This window comes from Lentibacillus kapialis (assembly GCF_014646635.1).
GTDB lineage: Bacteria > Bacillota > Bacilli > Bacillales > Amphibacillaceae > Lentibacillus > Lentibacillus kapialis.
Window position 1 is genome coordinate 1 of the sequence record NZ_BMNQ01000045.1, and the last position, 16,728, is coordinate 16,728.

22 protein-coding genes and 1 pseudogene are annotated in these 16,728 nt (G+C 39.4%); 20 read left to right on the forward strand and 3 right to left on the reverse strand.

Translation table 11 applies throughout. The annotated features are described in order from the left end of the window. Window positions 1-212: 212 nt before the first annotated feature. Both IEW67_RS13150 and IEW67_RS13155 read left to right on the forward strand, forming a co-directional pair. Window positions 213-353 carry a hypothetical protein gene (locus IEW67_RS13150; RefSeq protein ID WP_188633540.1) on the forward strand — a complete coding sequence of 47 codons (141 nt, stop codon included), beginning with the start codon at window positions 213-215 and terminating at the stop codon, window positions 351-353. A gap of 109 nt (window positions 354-462) precedes the next feature. Further along, a complete protein-coding gene (locus IEW67_RS13155) occupies window positions 463-876 on the forward strand; it encodes a YrvL family regulatory protein (RefSeq protein ID WP_188633541.1) in 414 nt (137 codons plus the stop codon). Between the two features lie 70 nt (window positions 877-946). Here the strand turns inward: IEW67_RS13155 and IEW67_RS13160 are convergent, their stop codons facing one another. Next, window positions 947-1,171, reverse strand: a complete 225-nt coding sequence (locus IEW67_RS13160; RefSeq protein ID WP_188633542.1) for a hypothetical protein — start codon at window positions 1,169-1,171, stop codon at window positions 947-949. A 132-nt stretch (window positions 1,172-1,303) separates the two neighbouring features. On the opposite strand from IEW67_RS13160, the gene IEW67_RS13165 reads away from it, so the two are divergent. From IEW67_RS13165 to IEW67_RS13175, 3 genes are all read left to right on the forward strand, one after another. After that, window positions 1,304-1,504, forward strand: a complete 201-nt coding sequence (locus tag IEW67_RS13165; protein WP_188633543.1) for a hypothetical protein — start codon at window positions 1,304-1,306, stop codon at window positions 1,502-1,504. 314 nt (window positions 1,505-1,818) lie between these two features. Next, window positions 1,819-2,691: a formyltetrahydrofolate deformylase gene (gene purU / locus IEW67_RS13170; protein ID WP_188633544.1), complete on the forward strand. Its 873-nt coding sequence runs from the start codon at window positions 1,819-1,821 to the stop codon at window positions 2,689-2,691. 108 nt (window positions 2,692-2,799) lie between these two features. Continuing rightward, window positions 2,800-3,123, forward strand: a complete 324-nt coding sequence (locus IEW67_RS13175) for a hypothetical protein (RefSeq protein ID WP_188633545.1) — start codon at window positions 2,800-2,802, stop codon at window positions 3,121-3,123. A gap of 319 nt (window positions 3,124-3,442) precedes the next feature. On the opposite strand, the gene IEW67_RS13180 is transcribed toward IEW67_RS13175, so the two are convergent. Next, window positions 3,443-3,814: a rhodanese-like domain-containing protein gene (locus tag IEW67_RS13180; protein ID WP_188633546.1), complete on the reverse strand. Its 372-nt coding sequence runs from the start codon at window positions 3,812-3,814 to the stop codon at window positions 3,443-3,445. Window positions 3,815-4,145: 331 nt separating this feature from the next. Here IEW67_RS13180 and IEW67_RS13185 point away from each other — a divergent pair. The 4 genes and pseudogenes from IEW67_RS13185 to IEW67_RS13200 form a co-directional block, all read left to right on the forward strand. Then, window positions 4,146-4,940: pseudogene (locus tag IEW67_RS13185) on the forward strand (ribonucleotide reductase barrel domain-containing protein); the annotation flags it as partial. Window positions 4,941-5,171: 231 nt separating this feature from the next. Next, complete coding sequence (locus IEW67_RS13190; RefSeq protein WP_373288543.1) at window positions 5,172-7,016, forward strand: vitamin B12-dependent ribonucleotide reductase; 1,845 nt, start codon at window positions 5,172-5,174, stop codon at window positions 7,014-7,016. A 234-nt stretch (window positions 7,017-7,250) separates the two neighbouring features. Beyond that, on the forward strand, window positions 7,251-7,670 hold the full coding sequence (mntR, locus tag IEW67_RS13195) for a transcriptional regulator MntR (RefSeq protein ID WP_188633548.1): 420 nt from the start codon (window positions 7,251-7,253) through the stop codon (window positions 7,668-7,670). Between the two features lie 92 nt (window positions 7,671-7,762). After that, a complete protein-coding gene (locus IEW67_RS13200; RefSeq protein WP_188633549.1) occupies window positions 7,763-8,653 on the forward strand; it encodes a patatin-like phospholipase family protein in 891 nt (296 codons plus the stop codon). 13 nt (window positions 8,654-8,666) lie between these two features. Here IEW67_RS13200 and IEW67_RS13205 read toward each other — a convergent pair whose 3' ends face one another. Further along, entirely contained in the window at window positions 8,667-9,041 is a 375-nt protein-coding gene (locus tag IEW67_RS13205; RefSeq protein ID WP_188633550.1) for an SA1362 family protein, read from the reverse strand. Window positions 9,042-9,298: 257 nt separating this feature from the next. On the opposite strand from IEW67_RS13205, the gene IEW67_RS13210 reads away from it, so the two are divergent. From IEW67_RS13210 to spoIIIAG, 11 genes are all read left to right on the forward strand, one after another. Further along, a complete protein-coding gene (locus IEW67_RS13210; RefSeq protein WP_188633551.1) occupies window positions 9,299-9,817 on the forward strand; it encodes a YqhR family membrane protein in 519 nt (172 codons plus the stop codon). A 90-nt stretch (window positions 9,818-9,907) separates the two neighbouring features. Continuing rightward, complete coding sequence (gene aroQ / locus IEW67_RS13215) at window positions 9,908-10,354, forward strand: type II 3-dehydroquinate dehydratase (RefSeq protein ID WP_188633552.1); 447 nt, start codon at window positions 9,908-9,910, stop codon at window positions 10,352-10,354. Window positions 10,355-10,402: 48 nt separating this feature from the next. Continuing rightward, the gene (locus tag IEW67_RS13220; protein ID WP_188633553.1) at window positions 10,403-11,464 is read left to right on the forward strand and encodes a M24 family metallopeptidase; all 1,062 of its coding nucleotides are present in this window, start codon (window positions 10,403-10,405) and stop codon (window positions 11,462-11,464) included. A gap of 18 nt (window positions 11,465-11,482) precedes the next feature. After that, window positions 11,483-12,040 (forward strand): elongation factor P, encoded by a 558-nt coding sequence (efp, locus tag IEW67_RS13225; RefSeq protein WP_188633554.1) that lies wholly within the window; start codon window positions 11,483-11,485, stop codon window positions 12,038-12,040. A gap of 134 nt (window positions 12,041-12,174) precedes the next feature. Beyond that, complete coding sequence (gene spoIIIAA / locus IEW67_RS13230) at window positions 12,175-13,152, forward strand: stage III sporulation protein AA (RefSeq protein WP_188633555.1); 978 nt, start codon at window positions 12,175-12,177, stop codon at window positions 13,150-13,152. Further along, window positions 13,097-13,609: a stage III sporulation protein SpoIIIAB gene (gene spoIIIAB, locus IEW67_RS13235; protein WP_188633556.1), complete on the forward strand. Its 513-nt coding sequence runs from the start codon at window positions 13,097-13,099 to the stop codon at window positions 13,607-13,609. The genes spoIIIAA and spoIIIAB overlap by 56 nt, the downstream gene beginning before the upstream one ends. A gap of 19 nt (window positions 13,610-13,628) precedes the next feature. Further along, entirely contained in the window at window positions 13,629-13,835 is a 207-nt protein-coding gene (gene spoIIIAC / locus IEW67_RS13240) for a stage III sporulation protein AC (RefSeq protein WP_010530955.1), read from the forward strand. Window positions 13,836-13,841: 6 nt separating this feature from the next. Then, window positions 13,842-14,234, forward strand: a complete 393-nt coding sequence (gene spoIIIAD, locus IEW67_RS13245) for a stage III sporulation protein AD (protein ID WP_188633557.1) — start codon at window positions 13,842-13,844, stop codon at window positions 14,232-14,234. An 18-nt stretch (window positions 14,235-14,252) separates the two neighbouring features. Further along, window positions 14,253-15,446 carry a stage III sporulation protein AE gene (spoIIIAE, locus tag IEW67_RS13250; protein ID WP_268238674.1) on the forward strand — a complete coding sequence of 398 codons (1,194 nt, stop codon included), beginning with the start codon at window positions 14,253-14,255 and terminating at the stop codon, window positions 15,444-15,446. A gap of 10 nt (window positions 15,447-15,456) precedes the next feature. Then, window positions 15,457-16,089: a stage III sporulation protein AF gene (gene spoIIIAF, locus IEW67_RS13255; protein WP_188633558.1), complete on the forward strand. Its 633-nt coding sequence runs from the start codon at window positions 15,457-15,459 to the stop codon at window positions 16,087-16,089. Further along, window positions 16,086-16,721 (forward strand): stage III sporulation protein AG, encoded by a 636-nt coding sequence (gene spoIIIAG, locus IEW67_RS13260; protein ID WP_188633559.1) that lies wholly within the window; start codon window positions 16,086-16,088, stop codon window positions 16,719-16,721. The genes spoIIIAF and spoIIIAG overlap by 4 nt, the downstream gene beginning before the upstream one ends. The last annotated feature ends 7 nt before the right edge of the window (window positions 16,722-16,728 follow it).

The following is a 16,728-nucleotide window of genomic DNA, read 5'->3' on the forward strand; positions in this document are numbered from 1 at the left end:
CTCTATATCTGTATTTACACTCACTTGGATGTGCACAATATCACCTCAGGAATATTATGCAGTTAATCATCCAAACTGTACATTTTTAAACAATCATTTCTGTACATTCTTAGAGTAGCATTTATAAATGGAGTTTTTTCATTGGTCTGGCCTTATCGGTTATATTCTTCTTTTTTAATAGTAGTGGGGGCGCTTTATCTAAAGGAGCAACGTTGGAAGCAAGCGAGTCCGGATGGAAAATCCAGAAAGAAAATAACGAGTTGAAAGTAGATGTTGGTGTTGTGTTCTATGGGTCTGTTCTTTACACTATTATCAGCTTAATCGTTATGATTATCTTGTATTTATCATACTAAATGTTAATTCGTGATTTCATTTTATTCCAGAAAAGGCACTTATCTTTAATAAGAATTAGCGCCGCTATTGGCGAGGAACGGTTTTCTAAATAATCATAATCATACTGGTATGAATAAAAAAGAAAAAACAGCAACAATAGTCGGAATGACGCTCCTCATTATTCTGGTAGCCGGTTTTGTTTTGGGGATTTACTTTTTTGGTATAGAAGGGATTTTTGAACTGCTCTCCATTCAATATAAATCTGTGTGGTCATTAGTTGTTTTTGTTGTCAGTGTTTTTATTTTAGGCATTATTATAGAATTGTTTTCAAAAGCAATTTTCAAGCTATCCGTCCGCAATATAACAGGAAAAGGAAAAGTATCTTTTATCCGAATCATTATCGAGGGGATATCGATTTGGTTAGTCCTGTTTACAGTGGACGAGTTTATGAATAGTATTACACTTTCCTTAAAAACTGAGATCATTGTTGCTTTGCTGCTGGCTGTATTGGAAATTATATTTGATAACAAAGAGGATAAGTAAATAATTTAATAGCGTTTAAAAGACAAGATAGTGTTAGGGGGAGTAAGTTGCTCAGCGACTGTGGTATCCATTATTCGATATGTGGTCCATTTATTTCTGGCTGGGTAAAGTATAGATAGTGCATCCTGAAATATGTCCTGGGATCAGCATAAGGACGCCCACCATCCTTACAAAGCGGCTTTACTTTTTCTAGCACAATAGAATCATCTACATGATTGATGTAATCTATTAGTTCCGGATCAAAGCCAAGTGTGTTATAATAATGAAAAGGAATTAGTTCCAATTGTAATTCCATGAAAATGCACCTCGCAAATTGGTATTTTTGGTTGTTCGCTTACTTCCATTTTACCATATTTCGCTAAAGGTGCATTTTTATTTTGAAGAAAAATAGGCGCTTTTTGAACACGCTCTTATAGGGGGATTTATAATGGAAAATGATACAGAAAAACAAATACTAAACGAGCTGAAAAATATTAACCAATCTTTGCAAGAATTTAATAAACAGAATAACGACAAAAAGTTGTCATCACTACTTTATGATGTTATACAATCATTATTAATTGGGTTCCTAATTGTAGGACCTGCACTTGCGGTTGTAATGGTGATTTTCCAATATATAATTGGCTAGGAATCTTCCGCTAAAGAGCGCGCTGATCGAATAAATAAATAAATAAATAAAGAATTCCACATGTGGCGGGAAGGTTCATCCATTATTTTTGGCATGATTACCAACAAACCTATACTTGTATACATTCACGGCGCTTTTTAGCAGATTTCAATGGATACTTACATGTGGATGGACATGCCGATGAAATCGGAATAACTGATGTGACCCTGGTTGGTGTTAGGCTTAGATGGAAAGATTATCTGGACTTCTGAGGTACGATTATGTATAATTACAACAATTTCATTTCGTAATTTTACAAAGAGGGAGAAATAGAAATGACAACAACCACAAAAGACGACCATTGCACGCTACTCGTCCAATGCCCGGATGGTCCCGGAATTGTATCTGCCATTTCAACATTTTTGCTAGATTACGGTGCAAATATCATAGAATCAAGTCAATACACAAGTAACCCGGATTATGGAACATTTTTTATGCGTATTGAATTTTGTTGTATGAATCTTATGGAAAAACGTACAAATTTGGAGGCTGGTTTTGCCAAGTTAGCTAACGAATTTTCCATGGATTACCGTTTTTCTTATCATAGCGAAATCAAACGAACGGCGATTTTCGTGTCAAAAGATCCACATTGTCTTATGGAATTGCTCTGGGAATGGCAGAACGGAGATTTGGAAACAGATATCGCCTGTGTCATCAGCAACCATGAAACTGCCCGCGGAGTTGTTGAATCAATAGGTATCCCATTTCACTACATTCCAGCAAACAAGGACATCAGGCAACGGGCGGAAGAAAAGCAAATCCGGCTTATGGAAGAATACGATGTCGACCTGCTTGTTCTGGCACGATATATGCAAATATTGACGCCGAGTTTCGTTGAGTGTTTTCAAGATCGCATTATTAATATTCACCATTCGTTCCTGCCGGCATTTGTTGGTGCGAGACCATATGAGCGAGCATACGACCGCGGTGTCAAATTGATCGGTGCAACCTCCCATTTCGTCACCAATGAACTGGATGAAGGACCAATTATTGAGCAGGATATCGAAAGAGTAGATCACAGAGATGATGTGACCGATATGAAAAAAATCGGCCAGAAAGTAGAAAGGCGTGTGCTTGCCCGTGCGGTGAAATGGCATTTGGAGGACCGCGTTATTGTACAGGATAATAAGACGATTGTTTTCCGGTGATTTAATTGTATCAACATAATGTTTATAAAATCAAAAGTGTTTTGTGGCTAAGGTATTACAGTAGTCTAGAAATTAAATCGATTGAAAGTGGGAAAGGAGGATTATGAGATGGGCTTAGCTTTGGAAATTGCGCGTGTTTTACTACCTTTAGTAATAGTAAGTGGGATTGCAGTATTTGTAGTTGTAAGAATGAAACGTAAATATAAGAAAGGCACTCTGAGTAAGAAAAAAACCAAAAGTGCTCAAAATTTATTAGATAGTTTAATACCACTTGGAATGATGGTTGGTTGTGTTGTTGCTGTAATTCTTAGCATATTTTTCCCAATCTCCTTTCTAACTACAATGAGTTGGGGGTCTGGAATAGGGTTATTATTTGGATACTTTGCTTATGAAATTTATAGCAAAAAAAGAGAAAGTTATCTCCCAGAATAGAGCGCTTATCTGAGATAAGAAATAATTCCTTCGGGTTCTAATCAGGGATAAGGCAATACGAACGGGCGCGATTGTTAAATATAATTTAAAAAAAGAAGCAGCTCAGTAACATATTAACTGAGCTGCTTAATTTTCATGCCAAAAAGCTCTTAGAAGAAATGTTTTTAATACATAATTGTCCTGTTAATTAACCTGTTAATAACAGTCTAAGAGCATGGCTATTGCATAGGAAAATCATTCTGATATATTCAATTTTCTTCATGAAAAGTGAACTATTTACCGTTATCCTATTCTTTTTCAGTTACTTAAGCAGTTTGAGTTATTTAGATTTTACTTTCCCGGTCCATTTTTTAAAACCGCCTTTTAGCTGGTTAATATCCTCATAACCCTTTTTGTGGAGCAGTTGAGCAGCCCTTGCTGACCTTGAGCTGCCTTGGCAGTATAGATAGACTGGCTTGTCTTTTCTCAGTTCAATCAACCGCTGTTTCATTTGTGTCAATGGTATATTGCGTGCACCAAGGATATGGCCTTTATCAAACTCATTTGGTTCACGGACATCGATCAGTTGTGCTTTACGGTAACCTTGACGAAATTGGTCTTCCGTTAATGTTTTCAAAGAGTTTTTTTGTCTGAAATAACGGAATAGACCTACTGCCAAAAGGGCTACAGCAATTATGATTAAAAATTCCATGATGAATCCCCCGTCAATCTAATTCTTCCATTGTCTATTATATGGTGTATCAGTATTTTTTTCAAAGAAATTTTCATCGATTTGAAAGGATTTAAGTAACTGCATAAACATTAAAAATACTTAAAAATACTGTATTTATGACAAATATCTTGATTTTCCTTTTTATTTCTTGATATATTTGGTTATTCCTTTGATTGACAAATGGTTGATTATTTGCTCATTTCCACCATATATTGTATTGTTTTAAAATTTATACACTATATATTGTTTTGTTGATCTGGAATGTGGTATGTTTATAATAGCACATTTAAGAAAGGGAGTGAATCCGAAAATGTCGACTGCTGTTGAAAATCGGCTTGGAATAGATGTACAGGCATTGAATGAAGATATAAAACTATTTCCTCAAGTACATCCGATTACAGATGATATGACATTAACGCATGAAGGTGTATCGAGGCTCGTTATGCTTGATCGGTATGCATTTAAAGATACCGCAAAGACGACATTAAAAGCAGGGGATTTTGTTGTGTTGACCGTAAAGGCTGATCCTAAATTTCCTGCTCGCGGACTTGGCTTTGTTAAGTCTGTTGATTGGAATAATCAGGAAGCAATGATTCAAGTTGGGTCAGATTTTGTTTCGGTTCTGGATGATGAAGAGGAAGCTTCTACAGGTATTGTAAGACGCTCACTAAGCGTGATAGACAAGCCGTTGGAAGTTTATTATGAGCAGATAGCCAAGCGAAATGCTACAGGATTGACAAATGTTGAGTTAACAACAGAGAAACAGAATGAATGGTATCAAAAATTCAACGAAGAACTAAGTAGTATGAACTTTATTCCTGCAGGTCGCGTTTTATACGGAGCAGGCGCAGACACAGATGTGACTTATTTCAACTGCTATGTCATGCCATATATTAAAGACTCACGCGAAGGTATTTCAGATCACCGAAAACAGGTGATGGAGATTATGTCGCGGGGAGGAGGTGTCGGAACGAACGGTTCGACACTCAGGCCGCGTAATGCATTGGCAAGAGGTGTGAATGGAAAATCATCCGGATCAGTTTCCTGGCTTGATGATATCGCTAAATTGACACACCTCGTGGAACAAGGCGGATCAAGACGTGGTAAATAGAAGTGCCTCGTCTATAAAAAACCCCGTGAATTGCTGGGAACTCTTTTATGACTTGTTGGCTACAACGCAACCGGAAACGGTAAGCGTGAATGCTAAAAAACAACGAGTGGACAAAGACAATCAGCAGCCAAGCTTCGTATGGAAGAAGGTTCAACGGCCATCGAAAGCACGTAAATACGTAAGCGAGTAGAGTAGAAATCAAGTGATTTCGAAGCGCGGGGGCACATGTTTAGACAATGTGTAAGATATGGTCTGAACTCCGGAGTGATCTGGAGAGTTGATGTAGCGAATCAGCGTAACACATTGGCCCAAATGATTATGTTAGTGGATTCCCATCCGGATATTATTGAATTTATCATTTCAAAAATGCAGAATCCGAGAATCTTACGGTATTTGATTGAAAACACAGAAGATGAACAAATAAAAAACCTTGCCCAAGAAAAACTGCGATTCACACCATTGACGGAGACTGAATCCGATCTTTATCAGGGGATTGTCAATTACCGATCAATGCCGGGACAAGGCGGGTTCACACAGGCTGCCATTCGTGAAGCGGAACAAAAATTGGCTACCGGCGGAACGTATGATGTGCATAATCCCGAGTTCTTAACCGGCGCAAATATTTCAGTTTGCATTACCAAAGATTTCATGGAAGCAGTAAAAAATGATGAGGAGTATGAGTTATGTTTTCCTGATGTCGAGAATTACTCAGAAGAAGAAATGAAGGCATACAATGCGCAGTGGCATGAAGTAGGGGATGTCCGTAAATGGAAAGAAATGGGTTATAATATTCGCGTTTATCGGAGAATAAAGGCAAAAGAATTGTGGAACCTGATAAACATTTGTGCGACGTATTCGGCAGAACCAGGCATTTTCTTCATTGATAATGCCAACGAAATGACAAATGCGCAAGCTTATGGCGACCAGGTCGTTGCGACAAACCCGTGTGGTGAACAACCACTTGCACCTTATTCTGTCTGTAATCTTGCAGCTGTTAATCTTGCGCAGATGGCTGACAAACAGACGAAAAAAGTCGATTATGAAAAGCTTAAACAGACGGTCAGAACAGGTGTGAGGATGCAGGATAATGTTATTGATGCGACGCCGTATTTCCTTGAAGAAAATAAAAAACAGGCACTGGGTGAACGTCGTGTCGGATTGGGTGTTATGGGGCTTCACGACTTATTGATTTACTGTGAGACAAAGTATGGCTCAAAAGAAGGTAATGCCCTTGCCGATATGATTTTTGAAACAATCGCACTCACTGCATATCGGGAATCGATTAAACTGGCAAAAGAAAAGGGAAGTTTCCCGTTTTTGGTTGGAGCGTCTGATGAAGAAACAAAAAGACTGCGGGAAGCATTTATAAGCACCGGTTATATGCAGAAGATGCCCTCGGATATAAAAGAAAATATTCTTGAGTATGGTATCCGAAACTCTCATCTTCTGACGGTTGCACCGACCGGATCAACAGGTACGATGGCCGGTGTCAGCACTGGGTTAGAGCCATATTTCTCTTTCTCCTATTTCAGAAGCGGACGGTTAGGGAAATTCATCGAAGTTAATGCGAAGATCGTTCAGGAATATCTGGATAGACATCCCGAACAGGACCCGGAAAATCTTCCGGACTGGTTCATATCAGCTATGAGTTTGTCACCCGAAGAACACGCAGACACTCAGTGTGTCATTCAGAGCTGGGTGGACAGTTCCATCTCGAAAACAGTTAATGCTCCTAAAGGATATACTGTTGATCAGGTAGAGAGTGTCTATCGCAGACTATATAATGGCGGAGCAAAAGGCGGAACGGTTTATGTTGACGGTAGCCGTGACACGCAGGTTTTAACGTTGAAGACGGAAGAGAATGCCTTCAGCGAACAGACTGAGCTTTTTGAGGAAGATAAACCGAAAGTCGTTTTGATGGATACTGTTCAGGAATTGGACAAAACGAATGTTTCTATCGGTTCGGAAGTTGGAGATACATGTCCTGTTTGCCGAAACGGCAATATTGAAGATATAGGCGGATGCAATACATGCACCAGCTGCGGTGCTCAGTTGAAATGCGGATTGTAAAATAAACTTCAAAGAGGAACCGGTCACCAGACCGATTCCTCTTTCTAATAACGTCAGAAAGTATAAATAATGGATGACCTTATAAGAAAAGCTTCGGCATTCGCTATAAGACGAGGCGAACGCCGAGTTTTTCTAATGCCCAAAAGCTTGTCTCATTGAACGATATCCTGTATGCTATATTAAGAAACAGTTTTGCGCTAGCTAAAAAATTATTCCAATGAAATGAGTGATTTGATGCCTACCCCAAGTATGGAAGACTATATTGAACAAATTCATAATTTAATGGAATCAAAAGGTTATGCCCGTGTATCCGACATTGCAGAAGCTTTGCTTGTTCATCCATCGTCGGTCACGAAAATGGTGCAAAAGCTCGATAAAGACGGCTATCTAAATTATGAGAAATACCGGGGCTTCATTTTGACATCAAAAGGTGAAAAGCTAGGGGAACGGCTTGTTTACCGGCATGAATTGCTGGAGAATTTTCTTGAGGTTATTGGTGTTGACAGTGACAAGATTTATGAAGATGTGGAAGGAATTGAACATCATCTTAGCTGGAATTCCATTGACAGGATTGGCGATCTGGTGCAGTATTTCAAAGCCGACGCTAAACGAATTGAGGACCTGCGAAGTATCGTTGAATCAAGTGCAGAGTAACCGAACAATCTTGTGTTCTATTTCCCCATATGTGCTCTTATATATATAAAAGGGTGGCCGGCAGCAAAAAAAGTGCAATGGGGAGAAGACATATGAAAATTGATGGTGTATTTTCAGGCGGCGGTGTTAAGGCATATGCATTTCTTGGGGCATTAAAGCAAGTATACGACCATGACCATTCAATTGTGAGGGTAGCTGGTTCATCTGCCGGTGCTATCATTGCGGCATTCGTTGCATCGGGATATCAATTTAGTGAGATTGATGAATTGATACAGGAACTTGACACCAAAAAACTAATGGATCCTCCTAAGTGGACGACGTTTATCCCATTTTCCAAATGGGCGAATCTTTATTATCAGCTTGGTTTGTATAAAGGCAATAAACTCGAGAAATGGGTTCACAAACAATTAGCAAGAAAAAACATACATACTTTTTATGATCTTAAAAGCGGTTATTTAAAAATGGTTGTCAGTGATATATCGCTTGGTAAACTTGTTGTCATTCCGGATGATCTGGACAGGATCTACGGTCTTAATCCGGATGACTTTCCAGTTGCAAAAGCAGTGCGTATGAGCGCGGGCTTCCCCTTCTTTTTTATGCCAAAAAAAATCTTCAGCGAAACGAACAGGGAAAGTCTTATAGTGGACGGCGGCTTATTAAGCAATTTTCCGTTGTGGGTTTTCAAGGATGACAACAATCGAAGCAAACGGCCTGTTGTCGGAATGAAATTAAGCGGAAATCCGGAACAGGAAAAACCGGATGATATCAAGAATGCAATAGAAATGTTCCAAGCGGTGTTTTCTACGATGCTTAATGCGCATGATGCTCGTTATGTTTCTACAACAGAAAAAAATAATATTATTTTTATCCCGGTGGATCATGTGGACACCACAGATTTTGAATTGAATCCGACCACCAGGGAGCAGCTGATCCGTATCGGAGAGGAGCGGGCGGAGGCATTTCTTAAATATTGGCCAAAATAAAAACCGGACTAGTTTAAAAGTTGGCCCGGTTTTTTCTTTTTGATTTATTCCCGTCAATAACCCGCAAATGGGACGGGCGCTTATTCGATTTCTTTTTAAATGAAAACGGCTGCGGACGTTTAGAAGGAGTTTTTGGTTTAGTTTGCTGGCTGCTGTATTTGGCTTTTGATTGTTTAACCGCCTGTTTATATTTTTTGGCATCATTTGATGGTGTTCGCTTCTTGAAAAAAACGAAGTACATGATGGCAAAAATGGCAATACCGAAACCGAGCATTGTAAATATACTGGTCAGAAAAGAAGCTGTGTTGGTAAACAATTGAGTGACAACACCGATAAGGGCCAACCCTATAACCGCATAAACCAGCAAAGCACCTTTATTATTGCCCATTCGGATATCCCCCTTTCACGCTTTTAATACTGCCTATTATACCTATACCACGATTACTGCTATTTTCATCATCTTTTTTAAAATTTTTATGTTACTCATTATTCTTTCCGTCTCTGTCTAAAATATGCATCATTTACCAAGGTATTTTATACTTCTCATTTTACTAGAAAATCCATTGTAAAACCAGTTAATTGACCGCGAAATCGCATAATTGATTTTACGATATTAGGCAATAATACAAATGGAGGTGTTTTGGAATGGGAAATTCGGATCAGCGTTTGGAACAGAATAAACAGGAAGAGCCAATCAGTGTCTTATCCCGCTCACTGCTGACGGGGTTTGTCGGAGGATTATTGGGAGGGTTTTTTGGCGTGGTGTTATACTACTTTAACTTTTCCGAGGTGTCCCCGAAGAGTTATCTTCTTCGTTCCTGGCTCACGGCAAGCTGGGTTGACGGATGGTTGGGTACAGTTTTGTCTATCTTGATGATTGGTGTTATATCCCTACTGACAGCGTTCATTTACTTTATATTATTTAAAAAGGTCAATTCACTCTGGATGGGTATCGCATATGGAGCTGCTTTGTGGTTTATTGTGTTTTATGTCATTCAGCCGATCTTTCCGAATATCCCCTCTTTGGGAGATTTGAATGCAAATACGATTGTTTCGACAATCTGTTTGTATATATTATACGGTACGTTCATCGGATATTCCATATCTTATGATTATACAGATACACTGCATAAACTAAGATCCGAAGAAGAAAGGAATAAATGATCATTTCTTTTGATTACTCAATCGTTTTAGTTTGTGATAAACTGGAACAGTCCATAACTATTACGACTTGGTAAAGGAATGAATCACAAAATGAGCCGACTTTTGCTTATGAATGGTCCGAATATTAACTTATTGGGAAAAAGGGAAAAAGAAATTTATGGTGAATTCACTTTACAGACGATTGAGGAAAGAATGACCAAATTGGTTGAAAAGCACGGAGGGGAACTCGACTGCTGTCAATCGAATCATGAAGGGGAACTGATTGATTACCTGCATCAGGCAAATGAGAAGTCGTACACCGGTATTATTTTTAATCCTGCTGCCTACACCCACACAAGCGTTGCATTAAGAGATGCGATAGCTGCGATTGACATTCCGGTTATAGAGGTGCATATCTCAAACGTACATAAACGTGAAACTTTCCGCCAGCAGTCCATGCTGGCCGCAGTTTGTTATGGACAGATTGTCGGTTTTGGCATGGACAGCTACCGGCTTGCAGCACTTGCCTTTCTTGTATCGGGCTTGGCCGATTCTTAATAGGTCTTGTGACAAGCCAAATTGCTAATAAATAGAAAGGATGATCTTATGGGGAATTTAAGTAAACTTCGCAGGAAATTACAAGAAAATAACTTAGATGCGATATTAATCACCAGTCCAGTCAATCGAAGGTATATGACAGGATTCACCGGAACAGCAGGTATAGCCGTTGTTAGCTTGTACGACGCACGTTTCATTACTGATTTCCGTTACATAGAACAGGCCAACGATCAGATAAGTGAATTCAAAGTGGTGGAACATAAAGAATTAATTCATCAGGAAATAAAGAAGCAGTTGAAACAAATGGATGTCAAACGTGTTGGATTTGAAAAAGAGCATGTCACATTTTCGACCTACGAACAGTATAATAAAACATTTGAGGCGGAGTTGGTGCCTGTCAGCGGGTTTATAGAAGAACTTCGTCTGATAAAGTCAGAAAATGAGCTTGGGATTTTAAAACAGGCTGCCAGGATAGCTGATGATGCATTTGAGCATATACAGGGATATATTAAACCGGGAGTTAAGGAAGTGGATATATCAAATGAACTTGAATTTTTCATGCGTAAACAGGGAGCAACCTCCTCGAGCTTTGATATCATTGTTGCTTCAGGTTACCGCGCTGCGCTTCCGCATGGTGTCGCTTCTGACAAAGAAATCAAATCAGGTGAACTGGTGACCATGGATTATGGCGCACTGTTTAACGGCTACTGCTCTGATACAACCCGAACAGTTGCGGTAGGAGAGATTAATGATGAGCTTAGAGACATCTATGACACAGTCCTGGAAGCCCAAATACGAGGAGTTGATGGACTTAAGCCGGGTATAACCGGTAAAGAAGCTGATGCTTTAACACGCGACTATATAAAAGAGCGGGGTTATGAGGGATATTTTGGCCATTCAACAGGCCACGGCCTCGGCATGGAAGTTCATGAGGGACCAGCTTTGTCATTTCGCTCAGATAAAGAAATGGAACCGGGGATGGTTGTAACTGTTGAGCCGGGTATCTACATCCCAAATGTTGGAGGCTGCCGTATTGAAGATGATATAGTCATCACAGAGGCGGGCAGTGAACGGTTAACGTGCGCGGAGAAAGCTCTAATCCAACTCTAATTAAGGAGGCTATTTATAATGGTTTCGGTAAATGATTTTAAGACTGGTCTTACAATCGAAGTTGATAATGATATATGGCAAGTCATTGATTTTCAGCATGTTAAACCGGGAAAAGGTGCTGCTTTTGTTCGGTCTAAATTACGGAATCTGCGAAGCGGCAATATCCAGGAAAAAACTTTCCGGGCCGGTGAAAAAGTGAATCGGGCACATATAGAAAATAGAAAGATGCAGTATTTATACGCATCAGGCGACAGTCATGCATTTATGGATACAAACACGTATGAACAGCTGGAACTCCAGACAAGTCAAATCGAAAATGAATTAAATTTCATGCACGCGAATATGGAAGTCTCTGTTGTCACATATGAAGGTGAAGTGATTGGTGTTGAGCTGCCAAAAAATGTTGAGTTGACTGTTACTGAAACAGAACCTGGAGTGAAAGGGGACACGGCAAGCGGTGGAACAAAACCGGCGACACTGGAAACCGGATATGTTGTTCAAGTGCCACTTTTTATTAATCAGGGAGATGCGTTAGTAATTAGTACGACAGAAGGTAAATATGTATCAAGAGCATAGTTACATCATTGAATGGATAAGCGATCCTGCACTTAGGGTCGCTTTTTTTAATGCTTTTTCCCGATGATCCGGTCATAAATTGTATTTATAAACATATATTGATTAACAAGCTATTGTAAAGTGAGGACATTGAAATGGAAGAGATATTGCGTTTATTTCCGGAAAAAATAAGGCGAATCATAAATAATAAACTCCACACCCGCTGGAATACTGTACAGGAAATCCGTTTTAGGCTGCAACAGCCGATTGAATTTGTTTTTGATAGTCATACCGAATGGATTGAACATATTAAACCCAGCAAGAACGATGGCATATTTTTACTGAATCAACTTAGTGAGTATTCATTGTATCGGATGGAAGATGAATTGAGAGAAGGATATGTCACTATCGAAGGCGGACATCGTGTTGGTTTGTCCGGAAAAGTAAATACATTACATGGTCATGTGAAAGCTATTCAGCATATTACGTTTTTTAATATTCGTATTGCAAAACAAACCATTGGTGCAGCTATGCCGCTCGTCCCATATGTGTACCTTGAACAATATGTCAATACACTCATTATCGGTCCACCGCAAACGGGTAAAACGACATTGATTCGTGACTTGGCCCGTTTGATTGGCACAGGTTGGGGTAAGGTTTCTGCCCATAAAGTCGGGATTGTGGATGAACGATCGGAAATAGGCGGTTCAAATAAAGGCATGCCCCAACACGATTTAGGGGCGAGGACCGATGTGATGGATGCCTGTCCTAAAGACGAGGGCATGATGATGATGATTAGATCTATGTCACCTGAAGTACTGGTGGTTGATGAAATTGGAAGCGAATCCGATGTACAAGCTTTAATGGAAGCCGTCAATGCAGGAGTGGCTATCATCTGTACCATTCACAGCAGCTCGCTTGAAGCTTTAAAGAAACGGCCGTCTTTACGTCCACTTTTTGACCAGCAGGTTTTTCAACGGTTTGTTTTATTAAACAGACGGGACAAGCCAGGCAATATTCATCGGATTTACAATGAATATGAAGAAAATCTTTTGCAGAAATCGAGGTGCGTAACAAATGCAGTGGATTGGCGCGCTTCTTTTCATAGGCACAACAACACTGGCAGGCTTTGATATCAGTAAGAGATTGAACGAGCGACCAAAACATATTCGGCACATGAAAAATGCCTTGCAGATTTTGGAAGCAGAAATATTGTATAGTCAACTACCTTTACCGGATGCGTTTGCAACGATTGCAAAACAGGTTCCGGACCCGATCGGTTCATTTTTTAAGCACGTAAAGGATTCTTTGGCCTATCATAACAATAACCTGTCTCAAGTTTGGAACTGGTATTTGGAGGAGTTAATGACATCATCAGCATTTGATACAAATGAAGCAGAAATTTTAAAGCAGTTTGGCAGAACACTCGGTCAGCATGATTTTAACCAGCAGCAAAAACATATCCATCTAACGATTAAGCATTTGGACCGTGAACTCGATGACGCCCGGGATAACCAATACAAATACAGTAAAATGGCGAAAAGCCTGGGGCTCCTATGTGGTCTGTTCATTGTATTGCTGCTCATTTAAAGGTGAAAGGGGTACTTCCATGGCAATTGATGCATCCATCTTATTTCAAATTGCAGGCATCGGAATTATTGTTGCTCTTATTCATACGATACTTAAGCAAATGGGGAAAGAAGAAATCGCTCAATTCGCAACGTTGGTCGGTTTTATTATTGTTCTGGTCATCGTTGTTAATGGTCTTTCTGATTTATTTCAGCAGATAAAATCGGTATTCCTTTTCCAGGGGTAGACATAGATGGATATCATACAAATCGTTGTGATTGGAATCATTGCCAGTATTCTTTACATCATTTTGAAAGAAATCAATACATCGTTTGCGTTTTTCTTAGTTCTATTAACCGCTATCCTGATCTTTTTGGCTATTATGCAGCAAATAGGTACTATCTTTAAAATGATAGAATCACTCGGCAATAAAGCAAACGTTGATGGTATGTATATGGAAACGATTTTAAAAATCATCGGAATTGCTTATATTGCTGAACTTGGGGCAAACATCACGAAGGACGCTGGGCTAAGCTCAGTGGCAGCCAAGATCGAACTGTCTGGTAAGATATTCATTCTTTTGCTGGCTGTTCCGATTATTACTGCCGTGATCGAAGCTATTTTAAGTTTCGTATCCGCAGTTTAAGAAAGGGGTAGTGGCTGCGTGACAAACAATAAGCGAATCATCTCCATAGCATCTTTACTTTTGCTGTTACTCCTTATGATAGAAATGCCGGTGTCAGCCGCGGAAAATCACGAAGAACAGAAAGCGGATGATATTGAGAATCAGCTGCTGAATGACATTTCACTAGATGGAATCCAATCATATTGGAAAACACTTGTAAATAAGTATGAGGGTTATGTCCCCGAGCTTGAGAAGACAAGCATATATGAATTTATTAAATCGGACGGTTCATTTTCCATCGAAAATACATTATGGGGCCTCATTGAATATTTGTTCCATGAACTGATTCTGAACGGGAAACTATTAGGTACACTTTTAATGCTGACACTGTTTTCGACGGTTTTACAGACCATGCATACCGCCTTTGAAAAGAGTGCGGTCAGTAAAATCGCCTATTATGTTGTTTATATTGTCTTGATTTATTTGGTTTTAAACAGCTTTTATCTGGCGGTATCCTACGCCAATGATGCCATTGATATGATGAGCAGCTTTATGATTGCTTTGTTGCCACTTATGTTAGGGATCATGGCCACATTGGGGAACGTCATGACAGTCTCCTTTTTTGACCCAATAGTCTTATTCTTGATTAATTCAAGTGGTGTGCTTGTTTCAAGGTTTATTTTACCTTTGTTATTTTTATCCGCACTTTTACTGATTGTCAGCAATTTGAATGAAAATTATAGCGTGTCAAAACTGGCGGGTTTATTCAAACAAGTCGGGATCGGGACTTTAGGCGTTTTTTTAACAATATTTCTTGGTGTTATGTCAGTTAAGGGGACATCAAGTGCCATACAGGATGGGGTAGCGATGAAAACTACCAAATTCATTACCGGTAATTTTATACCGGTTGTTGGGAGGACATTTACTGATGCAACCGACACTATTTTAAGCGCATCACTTTTATTGAAAAATGCTGTGGGGATTGTAGGTGTCATGATTATTGTATTAATTGCCTTGTTTCCAGCGCTTAAAATATTTGCCATTTCCCTTATTTATAAACTTTCGGCAGCCATTTTGCAGCCAATAGGTGATGGGCCTGTCATTTCAACGCTTGATATAATCAGCAAGTATATCGTATTAATCCTGGCTTGTTTATTGGCTGTGACATTAATGTTTTTCTTGGCGATTGTCATTTTAGTGGCTGCCAGTAATATTACGATTCTCCTGCGTTAGGAGGGGGACAATGGATTCATTGATTAATTGGGTTACCCAAATCATTATATTTTTATTGCTGGCATCTGTTATCGACTTGCTTATACCGGCAAATTCCATGAAAAAATATGTCAAATTGGCAATGGGGCTGATCCTGATACTCATTTTTTTAAAACCGGTTTTTTATTTGTTTGATTTAGATGTAAGGCAGGAACTGAAGGCTTCTTTTGCAGAGTTGGAGCAGGATCGGATTAAGAACAATGAAGCAGAAAATTTAATGGAAAAGAAAAAAAGTGAAATACAATCCTCTCAACATGCATATATTTTAGAACAAATGGCTGTCCAATTAAAAGATGTAGCAAATAATCCCTTGCAGGAGAAGTACAGAAAAGAAATAGCGGACATCGAATTTCAATTTACCTCGAAGACTGAACTTACATACGACAATCTGAATCAAAATTTGGGTGAAGTCAAGGTCACTTTAAGAGAATCCGAATCAGGGGAGGGGGGAGTCGATGCTGTTGACGATGTAGTCATTAACACAGATGAACCGCTAAAGGATGAATCAGACTTCAATGTAGAAGGGATTAAACAGCTGCTGCACAATGTATGGGATGTAGACAAAGAGAAAATTATCCTGCTAGGGGAGGGAGGGTCATCTTGAAAAATCTATTTAATAAAATATTTCGGCAGTCAGATTCATCGGATAAGATTTCCAAAAAAGCCGGATACATTATTGTCATAGGGCTTATCGGATTATTGCTGCTTATTATAGGCAATGTATTTTCATCCAATGACGACGGCGACGACCCGTCGATAAAATATGATCCCTCAGAGAAGGCAAAAGATCAGAAAACAGATGAAACATTCTCCGGCAAATCATCCAAAACATCAGATGTAACAGAAATAGAAGGAAGCTATGAAGAGGATCTTAAAAAGATGCTGAACAAGATAGAAGGTGTTTCCGAAGCAGAGGTGATGGTCAATCTTGATTCAACTAAAGTAAAAGTATATGAAAAAAATTTGATAACTAGTCAGCAGGTAACTGAGGAGTCTGATACAAATGGGGGAACTAGAGACATTGAAGACAGCCAAAAAGAAACAAAGGTTGTACTGGTAAATCAAGGGGATAAAGAGGTCCCACTGCTTATCCGTACACAAAAGCCAGATGTCAGGGGTGTCTTTGTTGTTGCGAAAGGAGTCGATCATGCAACGGTTGAAAAGCGAGCAATAGAAGCGATTTCACGCGTACTTGATGTTCCGGTGCACAGAGTTTCAGTAATGCCAAAAAATTAGGAGGAAA